The organism is Mycobacterium sp. NGS34, assembly GCF_059812845.1.
Genome location: NZ_JCALDM010000002.1, coordinates 694390 through 719906, shown reverse-complemented (window position 1 = coordinate 719906; position 25517 = coordinate 694390). Strand labels below are relative to the sequence as shown.

The window sequence follows — 25517 nt, the reverse complement described above, 5'->3', positions numbered from 1 at the left end:
CGACCAGTAGGTCGTTTCCCGCGGTAGGGACGGAAGTCCCGGCGTGGCGGGCCGTTCGTCGGCTCCATCCCGGTCAGTCGGAAAGCCGGGCCCGGGCGGCGATGTAGGCCATGACGCGATCGAGAATCAGGTCGTAGGTGTCGCCGTCCTCGACGAGACGGTCCAGCCCCTCGCGGCGAAGGAAGCCGTCGAGGCGCCGGTCCAGCGGCCAATCGGCGTAGGTGTCGTCGGCGTAGACCGAACGCAGGAACTGCCACGCGAGCGTGTCGACGTCACCGTCGGTCAGCATCGGCGGACCGCTTGGCAGAGAGGACATTTCAGTTCCCCTTAGCCTGGCCCACTATGGCCGCCTGCATCGCGGCGATCCGCGACCGGGCTTTCTCGTCCGCGGCCCGCTGCTCGGCAGCCGTGACGACGATCGCGTCCGGGCCCGGGAACACGGTCGCCCGTTCGTCGGTGTCCAGCCACCGAACCTGGAACGGCGGCTCGCCGTCCTTCGAGGGCACCTCGGTGATCAGCCCGCGCAGGTCCCGACGCCCGATGGTGCCGCCCTTGATCACCAGCCAGTCCCCGACTTCGGCCTTCATCGCCGGATCTCCAACACGTCGCTCATGGGCCGCCTCGGCGTCGGGCCGGGGGCCAACTCCCCCTCGGGTTCGATGCCGACCCGGATCAAGACTTGGGGCACCGCGGTGGGATCGGTCGTGAGCTCGGAAATGACGTCGCGACTGGACTGCAGCTCGGTGAGATGCGTGACCGGGCAGGTGGCCAGACCGGCCATCGTGCACTCCAGCAGGATCGCCGAAAGCGCCTCGCCGCAATTGAGCGCATCGACCCGCGCGTCCCCGGGTGTGGACAGCACCAGGATCTTCGCCTGGTCGTAGGTGCCGGCGGAACTGTGCTCGTCGGCCGGGTCGACGGGGAACCGGCGGTTGACGTCGACCCGCCGGGCGTCCGACTCCGAGGCCAGCGCGCTGTCGGGGATGCCCTCCGCCTCGCGCAACGGCGATGTCCACCAAAGCAATTCGTTCTGATAGGAATCGTCGTAGCGGCGCAGCGCGTCGGTGAGCCGGGACGCCTCGGCCAACCGCGGGCGCGCATCGTCGGTCAGCACGTCGAGCGTCACCAGCTCGTTGTCGAACGAGCTGCGCAGGACCGCTTCCAGCGACGGCCAGTGACTCGGCGCGCGAAACGGCAGCCGGTTGGTGCGGCGCCGCGGGATCGCGTCGGCGCGATCGCGCCGCGCCTGCGTCACGCAGTCCAGGGAAGCGAAGTCGGCCGAGGCGAGGTGGTCGAGGTTGTTGGGGTTGGGGAACTGGTCGACGTTGGTGTCCCAACCGGCCGCGGCCATCGCGACCCGAAAGTGATCGAGCGCGGCGCCGCAGCTGATGATCGCCTCGCGACCCGACCTGTCGGTCGCGGTGACGGTTCGGTGCGGGTCGACGAACAGGTCGACGCTTGTGCTGCCCGCCACCCACCGCCACGGCTGGATGTTGTGCAGCGAGGGAGCCCGGCACGCCAGCTCCACCGCACCGGTGATCACGCCGGTCTCCACCGTCGTTCGGGTCATCGCGCACGCTCACTTCCTGTCCCACATCGACCTTCAGGCATGCGCGCGTCGCGCCGCCAGGGTCCTTGGTCCCCGGGTGGGCGGCGCCGGGCCATTGATGACTTTCGTCTCTATTGCGCCGTCGCGGGCCGGGCAAACGATGAACATGCCCAGGCGACATAGCAGGCCACACCGCTAGGACCCCTCATGGATGTCATCCACAAGACCCCCGAAGACTGCGCCGTCCGCCCGAACTTCACCGACTACGAACATGCGCGCGGGCGATTTCACTGGTCCGACGTGCCGCCGTTGTGCGAGGGCATGGGACCCGGCGGCTGCAACATCGCCTACGCCGCCGTGGACCGGCACGCGGAGGGCCCCACCGCGACGCGCACGGCGTTGCGATTCGTCATCGACGGGGGCTGGGACGGCGCGATCACCACGCGCGACCTCAGCTACGCCGACCTCGGCCGGTTCACCAAACGATTCACCAGCGCGCTGCGCTCGCTCGGCATCGGCAAGGGCGACCGCGTGTTCACGATGATGAACCGCTCGCCCGAGCTCTACATCGCGATGCTGGGCGCGCTGCGCAACGGCAGCGTCGTTTCGCCGTTGTTCTCGGCTTTCGGGCCCGAGCCGATCGCGACCCGGGTGAACATCGGGCAGGCCGACGTTCTGGTCACCACCGCCGCGCTCTACCGGCGCAAGATCGCCAAGATCCGTGACCGGCTGCCGTCGGTGCGGCACATCTTCATCGTCGACCAGGACGAAACCGCCGATCCCCCACCCGGAACCCTCAACTTCTGGCACTGGCTGAACGCCGCCGACGAGAACGCGCCGATCGAGCCCACCACCGCCGACGACCCCTCGCTGCTGCACTTCACCAGCGGCACCACCGGCACACCCAAGGGCGCCATCCACGTGCACGGCGCGGTGGCGATGCACTATCTCACCGGCCTGTACGCGCTCGACCTGCATCCCGACGACACCTATTGGTGCACAGCGGATCCCGGCTGGGTGACGGGAACGTCCTACGGCATCATCAGCCCGCTGCTGCACGGGGTCACCTCGATCGTCGACGAGGCCGAGTTCGACGCCCAGCGCTGGTATCAGATCCTGCAGGACCAGGGCGTGTCGGTGTGGTACACCGCACCGACCGCGATCCGGATGCTGATCAAGGCGGGTCCGGAGCTGCCCGCGCAGTATCGCTTTCCGCGCCTGCGTTTCATCGCCAGCGTGGGCGAGCCGCTCAACCCCGAAGCCGTCTGGTGGGGAAAGCGGGTGCTGGGCTTGCCGATTCACGACAATTGGTGGCAGACCGAGACGGGCGGCATCATGATCGCCAACACGCCGGCGTTCGACATCAAGCCGGGATCCATGGGCCGGCCGCTGCCGGGCGTGGACGCATTCATCGTGCGCCACAACGACGACGGATCGACCACGGTCGTCGACGAACCCGACGTCGAGGGCGAGCTCGCGCTCAGGCCGGGCTGGCCGTCGATGTTCCGCGGCTACCTGGGCGCCGAGGAGCGCTACCGCAACGCCTTCGCCGACGGCCTCTACCTGAGCGGGGATCTCGCGAAGAAAGACGCCGACGGCTACTTCTGGTTCGTCGGGCGCAAAGACGACGTGATCAAGTCCGCGGGGCATCTGATCGGCCCGTTCGAGGTCGAAAGCGCGCTCACCGACCACCCGGCGGTCGCCGAGGCGGCGGTCATCGGCATCCCCGACCCGACGGTCGGCGAAATGGTGAAAGCCTTTGTCACGCTTAAGAACGGCGTGGTCGGCGACGAGGACCTGCGCCTGGAGCTGATCGGCCACGCGCGCAAGCGGCTGGGGGCCACCGTGGCGCCCAAGGAGCTCGAGTTCGTCGACGCGTTGCCGCACACGAGCAGCGGCAAGATCATGCGCCGGCTGCTGAAGGCCCGCGAACTGGGGCTGCCCGAGGGCGACACCTCCACCATCGAGAGACAACCCGACCACCACGCCGAGGGGGTGCCGTCATGAGTGACACAAAGCTGGCCCACGAACTGTTGTCGGATATGGTCCGGGTGCGCCGCATGGAGGAAAAGTGCGCGGAGCTGTACAGCGCGGCGAAGATTCGCGGGTTCCTGCACCTCTACGTCGGCGAGGAGGCCGTCGCCGCCGGGTCGCTGCGCGCGTTGGCCGACGATGACGCGGTGGTCGCGACGTACCGCGAGCACGCGCACGCGCTGCTGCGCGGCATCCCGATGACCTCGATCATGGCCGAGATGTTCGGCAAGCAGGAGGGCTGTTCGCGCGGCCGCGGCGGGTCGATGCACCTGTTCGACGCGTCCAAGCGGTTCTACGGCGGCAACGCGATCGTCGCCGGCGGCCTGCCGCTCGCGGTGGGCATCGCCCTGGCCGACGCCATGCTGCAGCAGAAGCGGGTGACGGCCTGCTACTTCGGTGACGGCGCGGTGGCCGAGGGCGCGTTTCACGAGTCGCTGAACATGGCCGCGCTGTGGCACCTGCCGGTCCTGTTCTGTTGCGAGAACAACCTTTACGCGATGGGCACCGCGCTGGAGCGGGCGCAGTCGCAGACTGACCTCACCGTAAAGGCGGCCTCGTATCGCGTGCCCACCATCGCCGTCGACGGGATGGACGTCGAGGCGTGCCACGTCGCCGCGCAGCAGGGCGTCGACCACGTCCGCGACACCGGCGGCCCGTTCTTCATCGAGTTCCGCACCTACCGGTTCCGGGCGCACTCGATGTTCGACCCGGAGCTGTACCGGGACAAGGGCGAGGTCGAACGCTGGCGCCAGCGCGACCCGATCCGGTCGTTCACCGACCGATGCCTGGGCGACGGCACGTTGTCCGCCGACGACGTTCGGCAGATCGAGGATTCGGCCGTCGCCGAGATCGAGGCCGCGGTGGCGTTCGCCGAGGCGGGAACGTGGGAGGACGTGGCGGATCTGGAACGCGACGTCCTCACCCCCACTGCGGAGGAGGCACGATGAAGACGGCGAAGACGACCTACCGGGCCGCCGTCCACGATGCGATTCGCGACGCGCTGCACGACGACCCGCGGGTGGTGCTGATGGGCGAGGACGTCGGCCGGTACGGCGGAACGTACGCCGCGTCCAAGGGCCTGCTGGACGAATTCGGGCCGGAGCGGGTGCGTGACACGCCGCTGTCGGAACTGGGCTTCGTCGGCATCGGAATCGGGGCCGCCCTGAACGGATTGCGGCCGATCGTCGAAGTCATGACGGTGAACTTCAGCCTGCTGGCGCTCGATCAGATCGTCAATACCGCTGCGGCCCTTCGCCATATGTCGGGCGGGCAGTTCTCGGTCCCAATCGTCGTGCGCATGGCCACGGGCGCCGGACGCCAGCTCGCCGCCCAGCATTCGCACAGCCTGGAGCCCTGGTACGCGCACATCCCCGGCATCCGGGTGCTGGCGCCGGCCACGGTCGAAGACGCTTACGGCATGCTGGGTCCGGCGCTGGCCGACCCGGACCCGGTGGTGATCTTCGAGCACGTCCAGCTCTACAACACCTCGTCGGACGTCGAGACCCTCGGCCCCACCGACATCTGTCGGGCGGCCATCCGGCGCGGCGGCACCGACGTCACCGTGGTGGCCTACGGCGGCTCGCTGTGGAAGGCGCTCGACGCGGCAAACGAGTTGTCGCTGGCCGGAATCGATTGCGAGGTAATCGATCTGCGGGTCCTGCGCCCGCTCGACGAGGACACCATCCTGGAATCGGTGCGCAAGACGCATCGGCTGGTCGTCATCGACGAGGCGTGGCGCAGCGGCAGCCTCGCGGCGGAGATCACCGCGCGAGTGGTGGAGGGCGCGTTCTACGACCTCGACGCCCCCATCGCGCGGGTGTGCAGCGCCGAGGTTCCGATGCCGTACGCGAAGCACCTGGAGCAGGCGGCGCTGCCCCAAACCGCTCAGATCGTGGCCGCGGTCCAGAACCTGTTCGGTGAGCCGCAGCAATGATCGAGTTCAAGATGCCCGCCCTGGGCGCCGACATGGACGAGGGCACGCTCAACGAGTGGCTGGTCAAGCCCGGCGACAAGGTGACGCGCGGCCAGATCGTCGCGGTCGTCGAAACCACCAAGGCGGCCGTGGAAATCGAATGCTGGCAGGAGGGCACGGTCGGCGAGCTGCTCGTCCCGGTCGGTGAAACCGTCCAAGTGGGAACCACTTTGGCGACGCTGCTGGCCGAGGGCGAGCGCGCCGAGAAGCGCAAGAAGCAGCGGGCCCCGGTGAGCGACGAGAAACCGGCGGCGGCACCGGCCACGGCGCCCGTCGCCGTCCCCGCCGCCGGTGCCCCACAGCATCGTCGGTGGGTGTCCCCCGCGGCTCGCCGCCTCGCGACGAGCCTGCACGTCGACATCGACGCGGTCAGCGGCACCGGTCCGCAGGGCGCCGTCATCATCAGCGACGTCGAGCACGCCGCCGCCAGCATCCAGCACGCCGCCGCGGTCCAGAAAGCGAAAGAACCCAAAGCCAGCGCGCCGGGCAAGAGCACGGCGGCCGACCGCGCGGCCGCGATGCGAAAGTCGATCGCCGCCGCGATGAGCCGGTCGAAGCGGGAGATCCCGCACTACTACCTCGCCGACGAGATCGTGCTGGAGAAGTCGCTGACGTGGCTGACCACCCGAAACGCGCAACGGTCCATCGACGAACGCGTGCTGCCGGCCGTCCTGCTGTTGAAGGCCGTCGGGCTGGCCGCGCAGCGGTTCGGAGAGTTCAACGGATTTTGGCGGGACGACGGGTTCGAGCCCGCGAACGGGGTCCATGTCGGCGTCGGGATCTCGCTGCGCGGCGGCGGCCTCGTCGCGCCGGCCATCCACGACGTCCCGGAGAAGAAGCTCGACGAATTGATGGACGACCTCACCGATCTGGTGGCGCGGGCGCGCTCCTTCTCGCTGCGCAGCTCGGAAATGTCGGACCCGACGATCACCGTCACCAACCTTGGCGACAAGGGCGTCGACACGGTCTTCGGCGTCATCTACCCACCCCAGGTGGCGATCGTCGGTTTCGGTCAGCCGGCCCAGCGGGTCTGCGTCATCGACGGCGGAATCCGGGTCGTCAGCACCGTCCAGGCGACGCTCGCCGCCGACCATCGCGCCAGCGACGGCCACCGGGGTGCGCTGTTCCTCACCGCGATCAACGAGCTGCTCCAGCAGCCCGACCTATTGGAGAAGTGAGTGCATATGACGACGACGAACGAAGACACCCGAGCGGCGGTCCTTTCCGTGCTGACCAGCATCGCCCCCGAGGTCGAGCCGGACGAGATCAGCGACGACGTGCTGCTGCGCGATCAGGTCGACCTCGATTCGATGGACTGGCTGAGCTTTCTGCGCGGCATCCACCGGCGGCTGCAGGTGGACATCCCCGAATCGGACTACGGATCGCTTCGGACGCTGGCCGACGTGGTCGGCTACGTCGAAAAGAACTCTTCTGGGTAGGCCTTTCGGCACCCGACCGGCCCCACCGCCCGGGACGAACGACCCTGGCCACCAGCCGGGGCGAGGCCTACCGTCGATGGTGAACCGAAACTCGGCAAGGAATTGGCGGCCATGAAGACGACGGTGGACACCCAGACCCTCAGAAAAGCGGTGCAGCTCGCCTGCCGGGCCCCGTCGGTGCACAACAGCCAGCCGTGGCGGTGGGTCGCCGAGGGCGGGGCCTTGCGGCTGTTCGTCGACCGCGACCGGACGGTGCCGGGCACGGACCGGTCCGGCCGGGAGGCGATCCTCAGCTGTGGCGCCGCCCTGGACCACCTTCGGGTCGCGATGCTCGCCTCGGGGTGGGGCGCGGAGGTCGAGCGGTTTCCCAATCCGAATGACCCCGACCATCTGGCGACCGTCGAATTCCATGCCGTCGAGCACGTCACGCGCGCGCAGCGCGACCGCGCCAACGCGATCCTGCATCGCCGGACCGACCGGCTGCCGATGGGCGAGCCCACGTACTGGGAGCTCTTCGAACCCGTGCTGCGCAGCACGGTCGACGAGGACCTGGTGACGCTCAACGTGCTCGGCGACCACGAGCGGCCCACGCTGGCCAAGGCCTCACAGCTCACCGAAGCGCTGCGCCGCGACGACGCGTCGTATCACGCCGAACTCGAATGGTGGACTTCGCCGTTCGCGGCGGACGAGGGCGTACCGCCCGGCGCGCTGTTGTCCGGCAAGGAAATTGGCCGCGTGGATGTGGCGCGGGAATTCCCGGCGCGCACCGAGCAGGATCGGCGTCCCGAGGTCGCGGTCGACTGGTCGAAGATTCTGGTGCTGTCCACCCCCGGGGACACCAGGGCGGACGTGCTGCGGTGCGGCGAGGCATTGTCGACCGTGCTGCTGGAATGCACGATGGCGTTCCTGGCGACCTGCACGCTGACCCACCTGATCGAGCTGGACGAAAGCCGCGACGTCGTGCGCGGCCTGCTGGACCACGACGGGCAGCCGCAGGTGCTGATCCGCGCCGGTATCGCGCCGCCCATGGAGGCCGTTCCGGCGCCGACGCCGAGGCGAGCGCCGAAGGACGTGCTGCGGATTCGCTAGCTACACTTACACGAACGGCCAAGCGGTTGAATGACTTTGACCTATCGCAGAAGGGTGGCTGATGTCCATAACCGATGACGGCGTGACGATCCTGCCGGAGCACGAATGCTGGGACCTGATGTCCGGCGTCGCCCTGGGACGGCTGGTCACCAGCGTCGACGGCCTGCCCGAGATCTTCCCCGTCAACTTCGTCGTCCAGCACAAGTCCATCCTGTTTCGCACCTCGGAGGGCACCAAGCTGGTCAGCACCGCGATCAACAACCGCGTGCTGTTCGAGGTCGACGAGCACAACGTCGCCGAGGGCTGGAGCGTGATCGTCAAGGGCAGGGCGCGTTCGCTGCGCACCGACGAACAGATCCAGGAAGCCGAACGCGCGCAGCTACTCCCTTGGCTGTCGTCCGAGAAGACGCATTACGTGCGGGTGCTGCCCGACGCGGTCACGGGGCGCCGCTTCCGGTTCGGCCCGCCGGTTCTGGGCAGCCGCGACCGCGCCTGAGTCATCTCACCAGCCGGTGACGGCGCGGTCGCGGCAGGAACTCCAGCGACAGCAAGACCAGCAGCGCGGCCGGGATGTGGTGGGCGCACAAGACCACGTAGCGCCGCTCGGCCACGCAATGGAACTTGTACAGGTAGCGATAAAGGGACTCGAGGCGGATCAACGGGTCCAGCAGGTGGATCAACCGGTACGCGGCCCGTTGCAGCGGCGTCGGGTCCGCGGCGTCGAAGATCTCCGGGAACGCGGCGAATGCCAGCGAAAGACGCAGCGCGCCATTAGCTTTCGCGTCGTTGATCATGTCCGCGCTGAGCCGCTCGTCGACACCGTTCGGGGCGTCGGGGCGGCGAAACGGGGCGTCGAGGCTGACCTCCAGTCCCGCGTCGGCGGTCGTGTACCGGTGAAATGCCACCACCCGCCCGGACCGATCGCGGGCGATCGCAAGTTTGATGCCGGGATAGCGGCCCTGCAGCGCACCGTCGAGGTTCATGCAGAACCCGCGTTCGGTGCGCGCGGCGCGGTGCGCGGCATACAGCACCTCGGTCAGCTCGGCGCTCAGTGCGCGATCGAGCTGTTGCTCGTCGACGATCTGCGTGGTGACCCCGCTGTTGCGGGTGCGCTGCACCGCCTGGCGCAGGTTGCGAAAGCGGCGCCCCGCCAACGTGAAGTGGGGGACGTCGACGACGACGTCGCGGCCGATCGGCACCGCGAGCATCGGCTGACCGACGACGTCGTTGCGCCATAGGCTCACGTGGCGCTCCCCGGCGGCCAGCACGATGACCTGCCATCCCCGGCTTCGGCACACCCGCACGAAATCGGCGACCAGCGCTTCGAATTGGTTGGCGTCACCGATCGGGTCGCCGCTGACGACCGCGAACCCGAGCCGGGTGCGGTATGCGATCGCCGCGGAGTTGTCGGCGTTGAAGTGGTAGCTCTTGCTCGAGTGCATGGCAAAGGGCGACAACGGATCCTCGCGGGTGGCGTCGACGAGCGGCCATACCCGGTCCAGCAGCTCCGGTTGTGGTCTGGCCGTCGTCGGCAGGACGAGCGCGAGCCCGCTGCCGGCGATGAGGAAGTTCCCGAGCGCGCCGTAGGAAAGGAAGTGCGCGGACAGGCCCGCGCCCACCGCGGCCGCGGCGATCGTCGCGTGTCCGGCGGTCACCGGCCGGCCGAGGAAGATGCCGCGCGCGACCAGGGCCGCCGCGGCCAGCAGCGCCACCGACCATCCGAACCGGCCCGGGGCGCCCGGATGTTCGCGCAGCTCCAGCAGCGCCAGCCAGCCCAGCGCACAGAGCAGAATTGCCGCGCTGCCGAGGCGGGCCGCCGCGAGATCACCTCGGAGCAGGACCCGTTCGCGGCCCCTCGCCTCGACGGCGCCGGCGATCAAGGGCTGGTCGGACACTCCTGGCCCCTTGAGCGCTTGGTGAGTTCGGCCAGCGTCATGCGCAGCACTTCCGGCACCGCCCGCGCGACCCGGGGTGTCAAACCGGTCCCGTGATCGGTGTCGGCGACTTCCACCGTGAGCAGAACCAGTTCGGCGGGTACCCGGCCGAGCGCCTGACCCAACGCGTGCGTGCGAACCACATCGACGCTGTGCGAACTCAATCCGTCACCGGCCGCGATGTCGCCGAGGCCGCACCGCCGGACCCGGCCCGGCCTCGGTGGCGTCCCGACCGCGGCGTCGATCACCACGGCGAGCGTGGCGCCCGACCACGCCTCGAGCAGGCCGGTCGGTTCCGCGATGTCGGTCACCACGCGAACCCCGGGCAGCGCCAACCGGTTCAACTCGGCAGCCGCGGCGACACCGACGCCGTCGTCGCCGCGATAGCGGTTGCCGAGGCCGATAACCACGATAGGTGCGGTCATCCCCGGTCGACCGTCAGCGTCAGGAAGTGCGCGGAACACGAGATGCACGGGTCGTAGCTGCGAATCAGCTGCTCGCACAACGCGGTCAGCGCGGCGTCGTCGAGGGCGAGGTTCCCGGAAACCAGGTTGGCCAGGTCGGCTTCGATGGCCGCCTGGTTCTGTGAGGTCGGCGGGATGAGCTCCGCCGCCGCGATCAGCCCGTCCTCGCCGATGCGGTAGCGGTGGTAGAGCAGGCCGCGGGGCGCCTCGCTGACCCCGTGGCCGACGCCGGCGCGCGCCGGGACGTCGACGAACGGGCGCGCCGGACGCTCGTACTCGTCGATGATCCGCAGGGCCTCTTCGATCGCGTAGACCACCTCGACGGAGCGGACGATGATGCTGCGGAACGGGTTTCGGCATTCGGCCGACAGCCCGGCCTGCGCGGCGGCCTGCGCCGCGACGGGGGAGAGCGCCGACGAGTTCAGCGAGTATCGCGCCAGGGGCCCGGTCAGATAGCGGCCGCCGTCGAGCGACGCGTGCAGGGCGGTGGAGTGCGGCACCTGCGACTCGACGACGTGGTCGGCGAAGTCGGCCACCGGAAACGGCGGCCCGGCGCTGCGCGCGATGGTTCCGTTCTCGATCGCATACCGGCCGGGCGCCGTGAGCGCCAGGAACTCGTGGTCCAGCTCGAGGTCGGGGAACTCGAAGCGTGACACCCACTCGACGGTCGCCAACGCGTTGTCCAGGGCGCGGCGCAGCTGCTCGGCGAGCGGCGCGAAGTCCGATCGCGTTGGCACCGAATAGAATCCGCCCAGCCGCACGTTGATCGGATGGATCGCCCGCCCGCCGACGAACTCCATCAGCTGGTTGCCCGCCTTCTTCAGCGACAACCCGCGCTCCACGACCTGCTTGTGGTCGCGCGCCATGCCGATGATGTCGGAGTAGCCGAGGAAATCCGGCGCGTGCAGCAGATAGACATGCAGGATGTGGCTGTGGATCCATTCGCCGCAGTACAGCAGGCGGCGCAGCGCGACGATCTCCTCGTCGACCTCGACGCCGCAGGCGTCTTCGATCGCGTTGCACGCGCTGACCTGATAGGCGACCGGGCAGATGCCGCAGACCCGGGCCGTCAGGTCGGGCGGCTCGGTGTGGGCGCGGCCGCGCAGGAACGCCTCGAAAAACCGCGGCGGCTCATAGATGTTCAGCTCGACGCTTTCCAGTCGCCCGTCCTTCAGCGCGACATGCAGCGCGCCTTCGCCCTCCACGCGCGTCAGCGTGCCCACGTTCAGGGTGCGGGCGCGCGGGTTCACCGCTTGCTCCGCTCGGCGTCGAAGGTGGCGACGTTGAAGGTCGAGAACACCCGGTCGACGTCGCCGCCGGACATGCCGTCGCGGCGCAGCAGCGGGATCAATGTCGCGGTCCGGGGCGCCGCCGACGGCCCGAAACAGCCGAAGCAGCCGCGATGGTGCCGGGGGCACAGCGCCCCGCAGCCGGCGTGGGTGACGGGGCCGAGGCACGGAATCCCCTCCGAAACAACGACGCACGTTACCCCGCGCAGCTTGCACTCGGTGCACACCGTCTTGGCCGGGAGCCGCGGTTTGCGCCCGATCAGCAGGGCCGCCAGGGTGTCGAGCAGCTGACCGCGGTCGATCGGGCAGCCCGGCAACTGGTAGTCGACCTTGACGTGCGCCGACGCCGGCGTCGAGGTCGCCAGCGTGTCGACGTACTCCGGTTTGGCGTAGACGACGGAGGCGAACTCGGCGACGTCGGCGAAGTTGCGCAGCGCCTGCACTCCCCCGGCCGTCGCGCACGCACCGATGGTCACGAGAACCTTTGACTGCTCGCGGATTTCGCGGATGCGCTGCTCGTCGTGGTGGGTTGTGACCGAGCCCTCGACCAGCGACACATCGTACGGTCCGCCGACCATCGCGCTGGAGGCCTCGGCAAACGTGGCGATCTGCACCTGGTCGGCCAGGGTGAGCAGCTCGTCCTCGCAGTCCAGCAGCGTGAGCTGACAGCCGTCGCAGGACGCGAACTTCCACACGGCCAGCGTGGCCTTGCTCATCTAAAGCTCCTTCACCGAAAGCAGCGGGCCCGCAACGTCGTAGCCGACGACGGGGCCGTCGCGGCACAGCAACAGCGGGCCGAGCTGGCAGTGACCGCACCAGCCGATTCCGCATTGCATGTTGCGCTCCAGTGAGACCCGAATATCCTGGGCGGCGACGCCTTTCGCCAGCAGCGCCTCGGCCCCGAACCGCAGCATGGGCTCGGGACCGCAGAGGAAGGCGGTGGTGCGCTCAGGATCGAGCGTGAGCCGGTGCAGCGGCTCGGTGACCATGCCGACCTCGCCGCGCCAGCCCTGGACCGGGACATCGACCGTGACGTGAAGTTCCAATTGCGATTCTTGGGACCACTTTTCGAGCTGGTCGACGTAGACGAAATCCGCCCGCGAGCGGGCGCCGGCGATGAGTATCACCTTGCCGTAGCGCGATCGCCCGGCCAGCGCGCCCAGCACCGCCGGACGCAACGGGCACAGACCCACGCCGCCGGCCACCATGACCAGGTCGCGGCCGGCCGCTTCTTCTAGCCCCCACGTGGTGCCGAAGGGACCCCGGACGCCGACGACGCTGCCGGGCTCGGCGTTGTGCAGCGCGCGGCTCACCGCCCCGACCGCGCGGATGGTGTGGGTGATCGAGCCGTCGGTCACGGTGGGGTCGCCGCTGATCGAGATCGCGGCCTCGCCCACGCCGAACGCGTAGAGCATCATGAACTCCCCGGGCTGCGGCGTCCGCAGGGATTCGCCGACGGGCTCCAGGCACAGCGTCGCCGAATCGGGGCTCTCCACGGTGCGGCTGCGCACCCGGTACGGCACCGGCGCCATGGCCGATGCCAGCTCGCCCCGTTCGGCCCGCTCACTCATCGCCGGCCATCTTGTTCATCTCCGCGGTGATGTCGATTCCGGTGGGGCACCAGGCGATGCACCGGCCGCAGCCGACGCAACCCGACGTGCCGAACTGGTCGTGCCAGGTGCTCAGCTTGTGGGTCAACCAGTGCCGGTAGCGCGAGGCGCCGGACTGGCGCACGCTGCCGCCGCCGTGCACGTAGGTGAAGTCGAACTCGAAGCACGACGCCCAGTGGCGCCACCGCTCGGCGTGATCGCCGGTGAGGTCGCTGACGTCCTCGGTGGTGGTGCAAAAACAGGTCGGGCACACCATCGTGCAGTTGCCGCACGTCAGGCAGCGGCTGGCCACCTCGTCCCACTGCGGTGATTCGCGTGAGGCGATGAGCAGCTCGCGCAGGTCCGTGTCCGGCATCCGGCGGCCCATGTGATGCGCCGCTTCCTCGACATCGGCACGCGCGGAAGCGATTTCGTCGTCGCCGGCCGCCCGGTGCGCCACCGCGGCGAGCACGTCGGCGCCCTCCTCGCTGCCGACGTCGACGAGGTACGACGGCGCGTCCCCGCCGAGGCGCTCCGTCAGGGCCAGGTCGTAGCCAGGTCCGGCCGCGGGGCCGGTGCCCATCGACGCGCAGAAGCACAGCCCGCCGGGCTCGGTGCAATTCACCGCGACCACGAAGGCCCGCCGGCGGCGGCCCACGAAGGAACTGTCCGGGTACTCGGAGCGGCCGAGCACCCCGCCGAGAGTCGCGATCGCGGCCAGGTCACACCCGCGCACCCCGAGGAACGCGTAAGCCGGAACCGGGTCGTCGGGCAGGGCCTCGCCGGCCCCGTCCCGGGTGCCGGCCCACAGCCGCTGCCGCGGGGGATGCAGGAATTGTTTCCACGACTGAGGCCCGGCCGAGTGCCCGAACGCGGCGTCGTCGTCGCGGCGGCGCACCCGATAATGCCCCGGCCCGACGTCGACGCCCCAGCCGCGCGGCAGGTCGTCCGCGGACTGCAGTTCCGCCAGCACGATCGCGTTGTCCCGCAACGTCGGCCCGACCACGCGGTAGCCCCGCTCGATCAGCACCTCGACCAACCGGTGCAGCCCGGCCACGTCGAACGACGCGACCTGATGGTGTTCGCCGTCTCCGCTCACCGACACATCATCCATGCAAATCCGTCCCAAAGGGGCCGCGCTGCTTGCCTTCTTTATTCGTTCACCCAGTCGACGAAATCGGTTAGTTCGCGCCGCGGCGTCGCGGGCAGCGGGTCGGCGTTGATGGGCGCCCAGCCCACCCGAAGCAACATCTGCGGGTAGTTGCCGCCGCCGAAGATGTCGGAGCGAACCAGCTCGCGGGTGTCGGCGATCTCCAGTGGCTCGGTGACCGGGCAACTGGCCAGCCCCATCGACGTCGCGGTCAGGAGCACGACGCTGGTGGCCTCGCCGGCACGCAGCCGCGCCAGCCGGTCGTCGGCCCGCGTGCCCAGCGCGAGCACCACGGCGTTGTCCTCCGCGGACGACGCTTCGGGTGCCTGGTGCAGGGTGGGGCCGGCGAAGAACCGGCCCGGGATCTTCGCCGCGGGGTCCGAGGCCGGCGTGCTGTGCGCGGGAACGCCCGCCACCGACGCGTAGCGCCCGCTCCACGCCGTCAGCTCGGCGAGGTAGTCGCGATTGAAGTGCTCCGCAACGGATTCGGCGACGATCTCGTTCAGCTTGTCGAGGTCCTCGACCTGGCACAGCGTCACGCCGTTGCGGGCGGCCCGCGCGGCCATCAGGGCGATGTCCCCGACCGGCACCGGCCACGAGCTGTAGTGGCGACGGTCGGTGCGGCGCCGCGGTATCGCCGCGGCGAGCGCGATGTCGACGGCGTCGGCGGGGTACGGCGACAACTCGATCGCGGCAAGGTGATTGGGGTCGTCCGGATTCGGCAGCCGGGTCACCTTGGAAAGCCACCCGACGGCGGCGAAGGCGGTGACGCAGTGATGCAGCGCCGTGCCGCAACTCAAGATCAGGTCCCGGCCGTCCGGGTCGGTGTTGGGCAGTTGGCGTTCCGCGTCCGCGTACAGGTGCAGGCTGGTGTCGTCGACCCGCCACCGCCACGGTTGCGTGTTGTGCACCGAGGGTGCGCGGCCCGCCAGGGTCAGGACAGTCCGGACTGTGCCGGCGTCCGGAAAGCGCGCGTTCATCACTCTGGTTCCCTTCGGTAAAGCTTCGTCACGTCCACGATGGCGTAATTACGTGGGGCGATGCGAGAGCAGGACGGCACTAGGCAAAAGGACTTTGGGCCAATTGCGGAGCTCGACATGACAAGTCCTAGGCCGCGATAACGGCCACGTCGACGGATAACTGGTCACCGACCGTGCGGGCCGCCGCCCAGTCGCCGATGCGGACCGCCCGTTCGAGATCGTGTGCCAGCGGGCTGTGGGCGCCCAGCTCGGCGAGCCAGGCCGAGACGACGTGCGCGATCTCGTGACCCGGCACCGCGACGGCGCGACCCTCGTGCAGGCGATCTGAGACCCGATACAAACGATCCCTCATGGTTGCCCCCTAGATCGGCCTAGGGTTTCATCCGACCACCGCGTCGAATGCGGCCCGTAGGGCCGAATGGACCTCGATGGGAGTGCTTCGGTCCCTTGGTCACACGGGGCTCGTCGGGGCCGGCCGGCCCCGCGCCGCCAGCGCGCCCGCGAGCGACGTGCCGGCGATCGTCAGCAAGGCGCCGAACATCAACGCCGAGGCTTCGCCCGGGACGAGAAGGTGTTGCTCGGTGCCGATGGTGGCCGCGGCCACCGGCACGCCCAGCTGCGCGGCGGCCAGCGCCGCGAGCGTCAGCGGCTGTCCGAGCAGCCTTCCCACGCAGTGCGCCAGCACGGCACCCAGCCCCAGGCCGAGCCCCAGCACGATGAGCTTCGGGTGCGCGCCCAACTCGCGCACCTGCAGCGAGGCGCCCAGCCAGACGAAGAACAGCGGGCTGAAAAACCCCTCGGTGATGCCGAACAGCTGGCGCGCCAGCCGTCGCGGTTCGCCCACCATCGCGATCACCAGACCCAACGCGAAGCCCGCCAGCATGATCGACACATGCGTGCTGGAGGCCAGCGCCGCCAGCGCGAACAGCACGACCAGGTTGGTTCGCAATTCCAGTGCGAAGCGCTGCTTTTCGGAGTACTTGTGCAGGCGCCGACGCCAGCCCTTGCGGTCGGCCACGTGCAGGACGACGAACATCACCACCGCGCAGGCCGCGACCGCAAGCCCACCGAGCGCCGCGATCGGCGCCCGTCGCAAGTCAATCACCAACGGCAGCAACACAATACTCGCGGCGTCGGCGATCGCGATCTGCACGGTCACCGACAACACGTCGGGCCCCTGCAATCGCAGCGAGTCGATCACCGGCAGCGCCAGCGCCGCCGACGAGGACGCCATGAGCACCGCGTAGAGCGCGGCGTGGCCGGTGCCGAACGCCTCGCCCAGCCCCACACCGAGCACCGCCGCGGCCGCGCCGATCACGACCGCGCGCAGCAGGGCCCGCGGCGCCGCCGAACGCAGCGCGGGGTCGCGGACCGGGACGTGGGTGCCCACGACGAACATCACCAGCGCGAAGCCGATGTTCGCGAGCAACTGCAGGGTCGGGTTGGTGTCGTCGATGACGCCAAAGCCGGTCTTGCCGACGACGAGCCCCGCGGCCAGCTCGCCGATGATGACCGGGATTCGCAGCCGCGGCACGGACGCCAGCAGCGGGCCGGCGAAGCCGATCGCGGTCAGCAGCGCCAGGGTGTGAAAGCCGAATGTGCTCACGAGAAGTCGCAGCCGGGGTTGGCCGCGCTGTCGGAGGTGGGGGCGCCCGACGGATCTATGTACGTCACATCGAGGACCAGCGGCGTCGTCCCGAGGTTGCGGGCGAGGTGAACGTGCTCCGGGCCCGTGGGGTCGGTGATGGCGGCCCCTGGGCCGTAGACCCCGTCTTCGCGGCAGTCCGAGCCGTAGTGGGTCAGCACGCCGGACTTGATGACGCCGTAAATCTCACCTTGGTGGGTGTGCCAGCCGGTGCTCCCGTTCGGCGCGACCGTGATCTCGCTGACGATGTAGTCCCTGCCGTCAACGGTTTGCTTCGACAGGGTCACCGCGGTGACCCCGATGGGCGGCGTTGCGTGTGCCGTCGCTGGGACCACGCCGGCGACGCACATCCCCATCGCAATTGCCGATGCCAAACGGTTCACTGCGTTCCTTCCGGTCGCCGGCGCGGCGATTGCCTGGATCGCGTCATCCTAATGAGTCTCTCTTCCGGAACCGGCGTCGTTGGCAGAAGATGGCTTATGCGCAGGAAGGGGCACGCCATGTTTCTCCTAACAACCTCGATTCGGCGCCGGGTCGTCGTCGGTGCGATCGGCGCCGGCGCTATCACCGGCACACTGCTGTTCGCGACCGCGGGCACCGCCGCGGCCGATCCGCCGCCACGGCCGGCCAACTGCACCGCGGGGGACGTGGCGGGTGTCGCGGCCGGTGTCGCGGCATCGCTGTCGACCTATTTGTTCACGCACCCGGACGTCAATGGGTTCTACACCGGACTTCAGGATCGGCCTAAAGACCTGATCCGCGACGACGTGCAGAACTACTTCGGCGCCAACCCGCAAGAGCAGGCCGATCTGGAGAACATCCGTCAGCCGCTGGTCGACATCAGGCAGCGTTGCCAGTGGACTCCGCTGGTCGGCGAGGCCGGCGCCACGCCTTAGGAAGGAGGTCGCGATGAATCTGTGTGCGCGGTCTTTCATCGCCGCGGGGGTCACCGTGTTGGCCCTCACCGCGATCCCGGAAATCTATGCCGTCGTGCAGCCGTCCGGCGTGGCCAACGCCGACGTCTGCGCCAGCGTCGGGCGGCGCGTCTCGGTGAGTGGGTGCACCGACGTCGCCGACACCGTCAACAGCTACGCCCCGCCGCCGGGCGCCTATGCGCCACTGCCGCAAGACTTCACGCCGAACGTGAGTGTCTGCGCGGGGGTGGGCCGGCGGATCCACGTGAGCGGCTGCACCTAAGGCGCGGCGACACTAGTCCTCGGATTTGTCGACATCGTCGGACTCATCGGAGTCGTCCGATTTATCGGAGTCCTCCGACTTATCCGCTTCGTCGGACTTATCGGAGTCCTCGGACTCATCGGAGTCATTTGACTTCTCGGAGTCGTCGGACTTATCCGAGTCCTTCGACTTATCGGAGTCCTCCGACTTATCCGAGTCCTCGGACTGCTCCGCTTCGTCGGCCTTGTCGGCGTACTTGGTCAGAAGCCCGGCTAGCTTCCGGGCCTCCTCGGGTGCCAACAAATCTTCGAACAACTGCTTGTCGCCGTCAGAGATGCGCTCAAGGCAAACCGCGTTGCTCTTGACGCTGACATCCCACCGGCCTTCGTCCTGACGAGCCATGCGGTTCGGTTACCCATTTCTGCGGCCGGGCAACGGCTTGCCTCCGTGATAGGCGGCGACGGGTCAACTGTGCAGCGCGCGGTCGGCCAGGGCAGCGATCGCCGGCGCCAGCAGCCGGGAGTATTCGAGCGTCAGGTGGCCCGCGTCGACGTAGACCAGGGTGTTGCCGATGACGACGGGGCAGCGCTTCGCGGTGCAGAACAGCTCGGACAGGTCGGCGTACTGCCCGCCACCGGCCTTCACGGCGGCGGCCTCGGCCGCCATCCCGGGCCGGTCGAACGCGTACGACATGGGCGGCGAGCAGGCCGTCGCGTCATCGAGGTGCTCGGACAGGCAGCCCGGCACCGAGGTCGTCAGGTGCGGGAGCGGCCCGAGCACCAGCACCTTGGCGCCGGTTTCGCGCAGTTGGCGCACCAGACGGGTCAGGCCGTCGTTCCACGCCGGATCGTATGAGGAGAATCCCGACCGGAACCCGTTGCTCTGGGTGGCCGTGTATCCCCGAAACACGCTCACCATGACGAGCGCCGGGTGCTCGGCGCGTAACCGGTCCATGATCTGGCCGCGCCATTGGCCGCATTTCTGAATGTATTCGACCACTCGACTGGCGATCGGGTTAGGGGCGATCGGCAGGTCCATCATCGGGCAGGCCGCCTTGGCCATGGCCTCGAGCCGCCAGGGCCACTGCGTACCGATCTGCTGGAACGCCGGAATCCACATCGAGGAATGCGAGTCGCCGATCATGGCCACCGTCGTCTTGGAGGCGGTATCGCCCATCGCGCACTCGGGCTGTCCGCCTTGCAAAGGTGCCCGCAGGCAGCCGTTGAACAACATGGCCCCGACTTCGCCTCCCGCGTCGGCAATCGACGGGTTCAGGTTCGACGGCACGGCTCTCATGTCGGCCGATGCCGCGACCCCGGCCTGTACCTGCGAGAACACGTTCTGCACCGCCGCGTCGTAAGCCTCTAGGTTGTCTCCGGTCGGGGCGGGCGCGGCAGTGATCGTCAGCGGCGCGGCCTGCGCGCCGTGCGCGACCGCGACGGGCATCGGCATCGACGACACCCACATCAGCAATGCCACGCCCACACAGGCCGCCGCCGACGTGGCGACACCTCCAACCGCCAAACTTTTCATCGGAGACTTGCGCAGGACAGCGGCGTATCGCAACGGATTCTCGATCAGCCGCAGGGTCAGCCAACCGAGTGCGCCGGAGACGACGACCGCCGCGACGAACTTGCCGAACAACCCCAGCGGGTGGCCCAGCAGTATCGGCGCGAACACCAGCACCGGCCAGTGCCACAGATACCACGAGTAAGACAGCCGTCCGATCCACCGCATCGGTGACCATCCCAGGACGCGGCCGGCGCCCTGCGACGGCGTCGAACAGCCGGCGCCGAGCACCAGCGCGGTACCCAGCACGGGCAACAGCGCGGCGGTGCCCGGATAGGGGACCTCCGGTGTCAAGAAGACGCAGGCCCATAGGACCACGGCCATCCCAGCCCATCCCGTGATCACCGCGGCTCGCGCCGGGAGCCGGCGCCAGTACTCGGCCGTGAGGGCCACCAGGGCGCCGACGGCCAGCTGCCAGGCCCTCGTGAACAGCGAGAAGTACGCCGCCAGCGGCATCACGTAGGTGATCAGCAGCGACACCGCGAACGACACAGCCGCGATCACCGAAACCAGCACCACGTACGGGCTTCTCGACGGAGCTTTCGCGGGCGTCGCGTCGGTCTTGGCGCGCCGACGCAAGCGTCGGATCAGCCACGCCGTGCCGACGATCATGGGGGGCCACAACAGATAAAACTGTTCCTCCACGCCCAAAGTCCAGAAGTGCTGGAACGGCGAGGGCGTGCCGCCGGCGAAATAGTCGACCTGCTGGACGATGAACCAGAAGTTCGGGACGTACAACGCGCAAGCGATGGCGTCCTTCAAGGCGCTTTGGGCCTGCACCACGGGCAGCAAGACGGCCGCGGCGATCGCCGTGACGACGCCGATCGTGGCCGATACCGGCAGCAGCCGGCGGGCGCGCGCCCCATAGAACTTGCGCAGCCCGATCGTGCCGGTGGTGCTCACCTGGCGCCAGAGCTGCCCGGTGATGACGAAACCGGAGATCTCGAAGAAGATGTCGGGGCCGACGAAGCCACCGCTGACGCCGGGCATGGAGATGTGGAAGCCGAGGATCGCCAACAGCGTGAAGCCGCGCAAGCCCTCGATGTCGTCGCGGAATCCGGGCTCCGCCTTGCGCTGGGCCGATGCCCCTTGAGCAGGGCTAATGGCGCCTCGAGCGGGGCTCACGGTGTCGGCGGGGCGCACGGTCACGCCGCTAATGGTCCCAGAGGTGTCCCCGTCGGGCAGGAAAATGGCCCGCGGAGTCGCTCCGAGGGCCATTTCCGCTAGTAGCTGTCAAATGGACTTGGTCACACGCCGAGGTAGTGGAGTGAACGCCACGAAGCCTGGTTGCGCTAGCTGGCGGCGCCCCAAACCAGCAGTGACTGCGGATCTGCGGGGTCCACCTTGACGTTGATCCGAGCCCCCTCGGAGATTCCGTTGAGGGTTACATCGTGCATCGACTGCGATACCCGCACCTGGTAGTCAGCACCGCTAGCCGGATGCACTGTGAGCTCGAAATCGATTTGGTGCCCACCGCCGAGCTGAGTGCCCGTCTCACGCATCGAGTTCACCGTGGCCGGCGTCAGCACACCTGACTGGTTCAGCCTCATGATCTTGTCGCGCGTGGCCGCCTGGCCCACCGGGTTCATCGCCTGCATGGCGGTGCCCTTCAGCTTGTCCATAAATCCCATGTCGCCTGCTCCTTATCTCGGGAAGCCTGTTCGTTCCTTGCGGTACGACTAGACACGGCTCGCGCAGCTACCGATCACAACATGACCCCGAGCACGACCGGCGTCATGGCCTTCGCGATCACATCATCGGGGGGAACGGCAGCAGCCAGATCACCGAAGGATCGACCGACCCCCGGTACTGCGGGCAATAGGCCGCCACCGATGCACCGACGAAAAACCCGGCCTCCCGCCTCGACGAGATGTCCAGCTTCGGGTCGTTCATCAGCTTGAGCGCAATGACGCTTGAGTCTTGGCCCTTGTCGAGGGCGGCGCACACTCCATGGCCGTGCGCGATCACGGTGTCGCGGTTGTCGGTGTTGATCCCGTAGTTCGACAGCACCCCGATGAAGGCATCGTCGCCGGGGTCGGCCGAGGCCAACGGTGCGGCAACAAGCGCGGTGGCGGACAGCGGCACCGCGCAGACCTTCCACCACTTCACGGGACCGGCGTTCATGCGGGTCGTGGCCTCCTGTCGGTTACGAGTCCGGAATCAGCGGGCCCAGTGGGATGGGCGGGGCGTCAACGATCCCCGGCGGGAGGTCTGGCCCCGGCGGCTTCGAGGGTCGCGTCGGGCGCGTGGGCGTGGGCGCCGGAGACGACGGGTCACTTTGTGCCACGCCCGCACCTACTCCCACGGCGCTCAAACTCAGGGCGCCGGCCACCACCGCCGTAGCGACGAGTTGCCTCAGCTTCAAGTCCCGACTCCCAGTCCCGCATGTTCGTGCTTGGCCCAGTTTCTGCTGCGCAATGTCTGAGCGCCTAGGGCCGAAGGGCTCCACGTCGGACAACGGTCAGCCTCCACGCCTGGCGCGTGCGGCGGAACGGGGTGGCCGAGAACGCATATGGTCGCGGGCGCGGCCCATCATGTCGCCAAGGGTGCGGACGTCCCGGTCGGAGAGCGAGTCGAACAGCGCATCGCGCACGACGTCGATGTGGCCGGGCAACACCTGGGCGACGCGGGCCCGGCCCGCCTCGGTGATGCTGACGACCGTGGCGCGCTGGTCGTCGGGCGACGCCGCGCGGGTGATCAGGCCTTCCTTTTCCAAGAGCCCGGCCTGATGCGTCAGGCCGGAGCGGCTGTACACCGCGCCGTCGGCCAGGTCGGTCATGGTGAGGGGGCGTCCCGCGTCGGCAAGCTTGGCCAGAATCTCGAATTGCACGTAGCTCAGGCCTCCGTCGGCCTGTAACTGCTGGCGCACCGCGTACTGCAGCAGGCTGACGGCCTCCATCAGCGCGAAGTACGTCCGCAGCTGGACGGGGTTGAGGGCCTTGGCCACGCCTCGAGCGTAGTGCTTCGACATCGAAGCGCCATCGGTTCAGCCGGGGTAGCGCGTGGCGAGTTCGGGGCTTTGCGCGCCGAACGCGGCGAGGTCGGCTTGGAAGACGGCGTCGAGCAGGCTCGTGTCCTCGACCCCGGGGGCGCAGACCGTTTCGCTGAGCTGCAGGCCCCGCAGGCTGGCGGTGACGACGTCGTCGGCGCTCATCCGGGGCACCGCGCTGAGGTCCATGTTCTGCCGCTCGTGGAACTCGGTCGCCACCACCCCGGGGCACACCACCTGCACGACGACACCGGTCCCTTCGAGCTCGGCGGCGAGGGTCTGCGACATCGCGACGAGGTAGGCCAGGGTGCCGCCGTAGACGGCACGGCGGGGCAGCTGGGCATGCGGGGCGGGACCGCTGAAGGCGATCATGCCCGCCATGTTGACGATCGTGCCCGTGCCGCGCTCCAGCATCCCGGCGACCGCGGCGCGGGTAAGCATCGTGGGGGCAAGGACTTTCACGTTCACCAGTTCGGCTGCCTTGCCCGCGGGCAGCTCGGCCAGCGGCATGTAGTGGGCGACCCCGGCGTTGTTCACCAGCATCGTCAGCGGCTCGGCGGCGCAGATTTCGGCGATCCGGTCGACGTCGTCGGGGTTCGAAAGGTCCGCCACCATCGTCCGGACCTTCACCTCCGGATGGGTGTCGGCGAACTCCGCCAACCGCTCGGCGCGCCTGCCGACGATCACCAGGTCGTAGCCGTCGGCGGCGAGGCGTTCGGCGTATGCGCGGCCGATTCCCGAGGTGGCGCCCGTGATCAGTGCGAGCTTGCCCATGATGCTGCTCCTTTCGGGGTGGGGGCCGTCGCGGGAGGCGGCCCCCACCTGACTGAATGTGGTTGCGGCAGTGCGTTACTCGGCCGGGATGAGGATAGTCTTGCCGTGCAGGCGGCCGGCGTCGGAGTCGGCGTGCACGGCCTCGGCCTGCTCGAGGGGGCGGCGATCGGCGACCTCGATGCGCAGTTGACCGTCGTCGACGCGACTGACCAGCCCGGCGAGCTGGGCGGCGTCGCTGCGGACGAAGACCCGCTGCGAGCGCACTCCCCGGCCCGGGTTCTGCGGCCCGAAAACCATTGTGCCGACGTGGAAGCCGCCGTCGGCGACCACGCCGATGAGGGCTTCGGTCTGCTCGTCGCTGGTGCTGACCAGGTTGAGCACCACGTCGAACGGCGAACCCTCGACGTCGATCGGTGCGTGGGTGTAGTCGATGTAGTCGACGATGCGGTCGGCACCCAGGCCGCGCAGCCGCTCGGCGTCGCGCGCCTTGGCGGTCGCGGTCACCTCGGCGCCGGCCTGCTTGGCCAACTGAACGGCGTACCCGCCGACCGCCCCGGACGCGCCATTGATCAGCACCGACTGCCCGGCGGTGAGCCCGGCGATCTCGAACAGGGCCTGCCATGCGGTCAGCGCCGGTTCGGGCAGGGCCGCCGCGTCGGCCAGCGGGACCGACGCCGGGGCGGCGGCCAGCGCCTCGGCCGGCACCAGCGCGTACTGGGCGGCGGCGCCGTCGGCGTCCAGCGGCAGGAACGCCACCACCGCGTCGCCGACGTCCCAGCCCGTCACGCCCTCGCCGATCTCGGCGATGGTCCCCGCGACGTCGACGCCGGGTATGTGCGGGAAGCTGACCTGGTACACCTCGGCCAGATAGCCGCCGCGGATGCCGGCGTCGACCGGGTTGAACGAGGTAGCGGCGACCTGCACCAGGACCTGCCGCGGGCCCGGCACCGGGCGCGGGGCCTCCTCGTATCGCAGAACGTCGCTACCGCCGTACTCGTGGTATCGCACAGCCTTCATGGTGCCCCTCCTTAAATCGGTTGCTTCGAGTTCGAAGCAGTTACGCCGCGTACAACTCGCTTCGATGTCGAAGCAATTCCCGCGGTGTTGTGTGATCGCGGTCATAGCGGCATTCGTCGCTCAGGACACCAGCAGGAGCGCGGTCGTGCCGAGCATGACGGCGGCGGTCCCGCCGTGGACGCCCCAGGCGACCGACTTGGAGCCGCCGTTGCGCAGCACGATGGCGGCGTCGGCGATCGGAATGATCGTGGCGGCCAACATCACCCAGCCGACGAGGTGGGTCACGCCCGCGATCATCAGGATGGTGACGAACAGCCCCGTGGCGATGTCGCGCACGCCCTTGACGCTGAGATAGGCGCCGGCACCCGGCCGGTCCAGATCGGGTAGCACGCCGTAGCCGGCGGCCGCGACGCGCGGCGCGACGAGGAAGCGTGCGCCGATGAAGATGATGGCCGCAGCGAGGGTCCCGGCGAGGACGTAGCCGATGGTGGCGGTGATGGTCATGTCGAGCTCCTAGGGTTTCGTCAGTGGATTGGTGAAAACGGCGTCGGGTCAAGCAGTCTCGTCTGGACGTCGACGATGTCCTCGACGTCGAAGCCGGCCATGTCGGCGGCGAACTCCGGGCTGGCCATGATGTGCCGCGTGAGTTGGTCCGGGTCGGCGCCCGCCGGGTAGCCGATCAGCACGACGAGCCGGTTCGCGTCGCCGCCGCGCTCAGTCCACACGCCGTGCGTGGTGACCCCGAAGGTCTCGAAGGTGGGCAGGTGCCGTGCCCAGTGCACCGTCGCATATTGGTGCAGAGCTTCCGGCGATCGCAGCGTGTAGATCCTGAGCTGAAACATCGGAATCGATCTCCTT

General features: G+C 68.9%; 31 protein-coding genes. 9 read left to right on the top strand and 22 right to left on the bottom strand.

The window, feature by feature from the left end; translation table 11 throughout:
• Positions 1 to 73: 73 nt before the first annotated feature.
• The 3 genes from AC5Y7V_RS08415 to AC5Y7V_RS08405 are packed head-to-tail and all read right to left on the bottom strand — an operon-like array spanning position 74 to position 1570.
• Positions 74 to 316, bottom strand: a complete 243-nt coding sequence (locus tag AC5Y7V_RS08415) for a hypothetical protein (RefSeq protein WP_499879540.1) — start codon at positions 314 to 316, stop codon at positions 74 to 76.
• Position 317: 1 nt separating this feature from the next.
• Positions 318 to 587 (bottom strand): DUF1918 domain-containing protein, encoded by a 270-nt coding sequence (locus tag AC5Y7V_RS08410; RefSeq protein WP_499879539.1) that lies wholly within the window; start codon positions 585 to 587, stop codon positions 318 to 320.
• Positions 584 to 1570, bottom strand: a complete 987-nt coding sequence (locus AC5Y7V_RS08405; protein ID WP_499879538.1) for an Acg family FMN-binding oxidoreductase — start codon at positions 1568 to 1570, stop codon at positions 584 to 586. The genes AC5Y7V_RS08410 and AC5Y7V_RS08405 overlap by 4 nt, the downstream gene beginning before the upstream one ends.
• Before the next feature lie 186 nt (positions 1571 to 1756).
• Here AC5Y7V_RS08405 and acsA point away from each other — a divergent pair, with 186 nt between their 5' ends.
• The 7 genes from acsA (at position 1757) to AC5Y7V_RS08370 (ending at position 8579) form a co-directional block, all read left to right on the top strand.
• Positions 1757 to 3556 (top strand): acetate--CoA ligase, encoded by a 1800-nt coding sequence (gene acsA / locus AC5Y7V_RS08400; protein ID WP_499879537.1) that lies wholly within the window; start codon positions 1757 to 1759, stop codon positions 3554 to 3556.
• A complete protein-coding gene (pdhA, locus tag AC5Y7V_RS08395) occupies positions 3553 to 4530 on the top strand; it encodes a pyruvate dehydrogenase (acetyl-transferring) E1 component subunit alpha (protein WP_499879536.1) in 978 nt (325 codons plus the stop codon). Before acsA ends, pdhA begins: the two co-directional genes overlap by 4 nt.
• A complete protein-coding gene (locus tag AC5Y7V_RS08390) occupies positions 4527 to 5516 on the top strand; it encodes an alpha-ketoacid dehydrogenase subunit beta (protein ID WP_499879535.1) in 990 nt (329 codons plus the stop codon). The genes pdhA and AC5Y7V_RS08390 overlap by 4 nt, the downstream gene beginning before the upstream one ends.
• On the top strand, positions 5513 to 6733 hold the full coding sequence (locus AC5Y7V_RS08385; protein ID WP_499879534.1) for a dihydrolipoamide acetyltransferase family protein: 1221 nt from the start codon (positions 5513 to 5515) through the stop codon (positions 6731 to 6733). Before AC5Y7V_RS08390 ends, AC5Y7V_RS08385 begins: the two co-directional genes overlap by 4 nt.
• Positions 6734 to 6739: 6 nt before the next feature.
• Entirely contained in the window at positions 6740 to 6994 is a 255-nt protein-coding gene (locus tag AC5Y7V_RS08380) for an acyl carrier protein (RefSeq protein ID WP_499879533.1), read from the top strand.
• 111 nt (positions 6995 to 7105) lie between these two features.
• Positions 7106 to 8083 (top strand): Acg family FMN-binding oxidoreductase, encoded by a 978-nt coding sequence (locus AC5Y7V_RS08375; protein ID WP_499879532.1) that lies wholly within the window; start codon positions 7106 to 7108, stop codon positions 8081 to 8083.
• Positions 8084 to 8144: 61 nt separating this feature from the next.
• Positions 8145 to 8579, top strand: coding sequence for a pyridoxamine 5'-phosphate oxidase family protein (locus AC5Y7V_RS08370; RefSeq protein ID WP_499879531.1), 435 nt, complete (start codon positions 8145 to 8147; stop codon positions 8577 to 8579).
• A 1-nt stretch (position 8580) separates the two neighbouring features.
• Here AC5Y7V_RS08370 and AC5Y7V_RS08365 read toward each other — a convergent pair whose 3' ends face one another.
• The 10 genes from AC5Y7V_RS08365 to AC5Y7V_RS08320 all read right to left on the bottom strand — a co-directional run bounded on the left by AC5Y7V_RS08365 (position 8581) and on the right by AC5Y7V_RS08320 (position 17517).
• Positions 8581 to 9978, bottom strand: coding sequence for a bifunctional lysylphosphatidylglycerol flippase/synthetase MprF (locus AC5Y7V_RS08365; RefSeq protein WP_499879530.1), 1398 nt, complete (start codon positions 9976 to 9978; stop codon positions 8581 to 8583).
• Positions 9960 to 10442 carry a hydrogenase maturation protease gene (locus AC5Y7V_RS08360; protein ID WP_499879529.1) on the bottom strand — a complete coding sequence of 161 codons (483 nt, stop codon included), beginning with the start codon at positions 10440 to 10442 and terminating at the stop codon, positions 9960 to 9962. The genes AC5Y7V_RS08365 and AC5Y7V_RS08360 overlap by 19 nt, the downstream gene beginning before the upstream one ends.
• A complete protein-coding gene (locus tag AC5Y7V_RS08355; protein WP_499879528.1) occupies positions 10439 to 11731 on the bottom strand; it encodes a Ni/Fe hydrogenase subunit alpha in 1293 nt (430 codons plus the stop codon). The genes AC5Y7V_RS08360 and AC5Y7V_RS08355 overlap by 4 nt, the downstream gene beginning before the upstream one ends.
• Positions 11728 to 12486 (bottom strand): NADH-quinone oxidoreductase subunit B family protein, encoded by a 759-nt coding sequence (locus AC5Y7V_RS08350; RefSeq protein WP_499879527.1) that lies wholly within the window; start codon positions 12484 to 12486, stop codon positions 11728 to 11730. The genes AC5Y7V_RS08355 and AC5Y7V_RS08350 overlap by 4 nt, the downstream gene beginning before the upstream one ends.
• The gene (locus tag AC5Y7V_RS08345) at positions 12487 to 13341 is read right to left on the bottom strand and encodes an FAD/NAD(P)-binding protein (RefSeq protein ID WP_499879526.1); all 855 of its coding nucleotides are present in this window, start codon (positions 13339 to 13341) and stop codon (positions 12487 to 12489) included. It lies immediately after the preceding gene.
• Positions 13334 to 14473, bottom strand: a complete 1140-nt coding sequence (locus AC5Y7V_RS08340) for a 4Fe-4S dicluster domain-containing protein (protein WP_499879525.1) — start codon at positions 14471 to 14473, stop codon at positions 13334 to 13336. Before AC5Y7V_RS08340 ends, AC5Y7V_RS08345 begins: the two co-directional genes overlap by 8 nt.
• A 38-nt stretch (positions 14474 to 14511) precedes the next feature.
• Positions 14512 to 15489, bottom strand: coding sequence for an Acg family FMN-binding oxidoreductase (locus AC5Y7V_RS08335; RefSeq protein WP_499879524.1), 978 nt, complete (start codon positions 15487 to 15489; stop codon positions 14512 to 14514).
• A gap of 127 nt (positions 15490 to 15616) precedes the next feature.
• The gene (locus AC5Y7V_RS08330) at positions 15617 to 15841 is read right to left on the bottom strand and encodes an Rv2628 protein family (protein ID WP_499879523.1); all 225 of its coding nucleotides are present in this window, start codon (positions 15839 to 15841) and stop codon (positions 15617 to 15619) included.
• Between the two features lie 99 nt (positions 15842 to 15940).
• Positions 15941 to 17095, bottom strand: a complete 1155-nt coding sequence (locus AC5Y7V_RS08325) for a cation:proton antiporter (RefSeq protein WP_499879522.1) — start codon at positions 17093 to 17095, stop codon at positions 15941 to 15943.
• The gene (locus AC5Y7V_RS08320; protein ID WP_499879521.1) at positions 17092 to 17517 is read right to left on the bottom strand and encodes a cupin domain-containing protein; all 426 of its coding nucleotides are present in this window, start codon (positions 17515 to 17517) and stop codon (positions 17092 to 17094) included. Before AC5Y7V_RS08320 ends, AC5Y7V_RS08325 begins: the two co-directional genes overlap by 4 nt.
• A gap of 117 nt (positions 17518 to 17634) precedes the next feature.
• Here AC5Y7V_RS08320 and AC5Y7V_RS08315 point away from each other — a divergent pair, with 117 nt between their 5' ends.
• Entirely contained in the window at positions 17635 to 18030 is a 396-nt protein-coding gene (locus tag AC5Y7V_RS08315) for a hemophore-related protein (RefSeq protein ID WP_499879520.1), read from the top strand.
• A 13-nt stretch (positions 18031 to 18043) separates the two neighbouring features.
• Positions 18044 to 18331: a hypothetical protein gene (locus AC5Y7V_RS08310; RefSeq protein ID WP_499879519.1), complete on the top strand. Its 288-nt coding sequence runs from the start codon at positions 18044 to 18046 to the stop codon at positions 18329 to 18331.
• 12 nt (positions 18332 to 18343) lie between these two features.
• On the opposite strand, the gene AC5Y7V_RS08305 is transcribed toward AC5Y7V_RS08310, so the two are convergent.
• From AC5Y7V_RS08305 to AC5Y7V_RS08265, 9 genes are all read right to left on the bottom strand, one after another.
• Complete coding sequence (locus AC5Y7V_RS08305) at positions 18344 to 18712, bottom strand: hypothetical protein (RefSeq protein WP_499879518.1); 369 nt, start codon at positions 18710 to 18712, stop codon at positions 18344 to 18346.
• Positions 18713 to 18775: 63 nt separating this feature from the next.
• Entirely contained in the window at positions 18776 to 21037 is a 2262-nt protein-coding gene (locus AC5Y7V_RS08300; RefSeq protein WP_499879661.1) for an acyltransferase family protein, read from the bottom strand.
• Positions 21038 to 21171: 134 nt separating this feature from the next.
• Entirely contained in the window at positions 21172 to 21510 is a 339-nt protein-coding gene (locus AC5Y7V_RS08295; protein ID WP_499879517.1) for a hypothetical protein, read from the bottom strand.
• Between the two features lie 118 nt (positions 21511 to 21628).
• On the bottom strand, positions 21629 to 22003 hold the full coding sequence (locus AC5Y7V_RS08290; RefSeq protein ID WP_499879516.1) for a DUF732 domain-containing protein: 375 nt from the start codon (positions 22001 to 22003) through the stop codon (positions 21629 to 21631).
• Positions 22004 to 22340: 337 nt separating this feature from the next.
• Entirely contained in the window at positions 22341 to 22826 is a 486-nt protein-coding gene (locus AC5Y7V_RS08285; RefSeq protein ID WP_499879515.1) for a MarR family winged helix-turn-helix transcriptional regulator, read from the bottom strand.
• A 39-nt stretch (positions 22827 to 22865) separates the two neighbouring features.
• The gene (locus tag AC5Y7V_RS08280) at positions 22866 to 23642 is read right to left on the bottom strand and encodes an SDR family NAD(P)-dependent oxidoreductase (RefSeq protein ID WP_499879514.1); all 777 of its coding nucleotides are present in this window, start codon (positions 23640 to 23642) and stop codon (positions 22866 to 22868) included.
• A gap of 75 nt (positions 23643 to 23717) precedes the next feature.
• A complete protein-coding gene (locus AC5Y7V_RS08275) occupies positions 23718 to 24659 on the bottom strand; it encodes an NADP-dependent oxidoreductase (RefSeq protein ID WP_499879513.1) in 942 nt (313 codons plus the stop codon).
• A 120-nt stretch (positions 24660 to 24779) separates the two neighbouring features.
• Positions 24780 to 25163: a DUF4267 domain-containing protein gene (locus tag AC5Y7V_RS08270; RefSeq protein WP_499879512.1), complete on the bottom strand. Its 384-nt coding sequence runs from the start codon at positions 25161 to 25163 to the stop codon at positions 24780 to 24782.
• Positions 25164 to 25183: 20 nt separating this feature from the next.
• The gene (locus tag AC5Y7V_RS08265) at positions 25184 to 25501 is read right to left on the bottom strand and encodes an NIPSNAP family protein (protein ID WP_499879511.1); all 318 of its coding nucleotides are present in this window, start codon (positions 25499 to 25501) and stop codon (positions 25184 to 25186) included.
• Between the last annotated feature and the right edge of the window lie 16 nt (positions 25502 to 25517).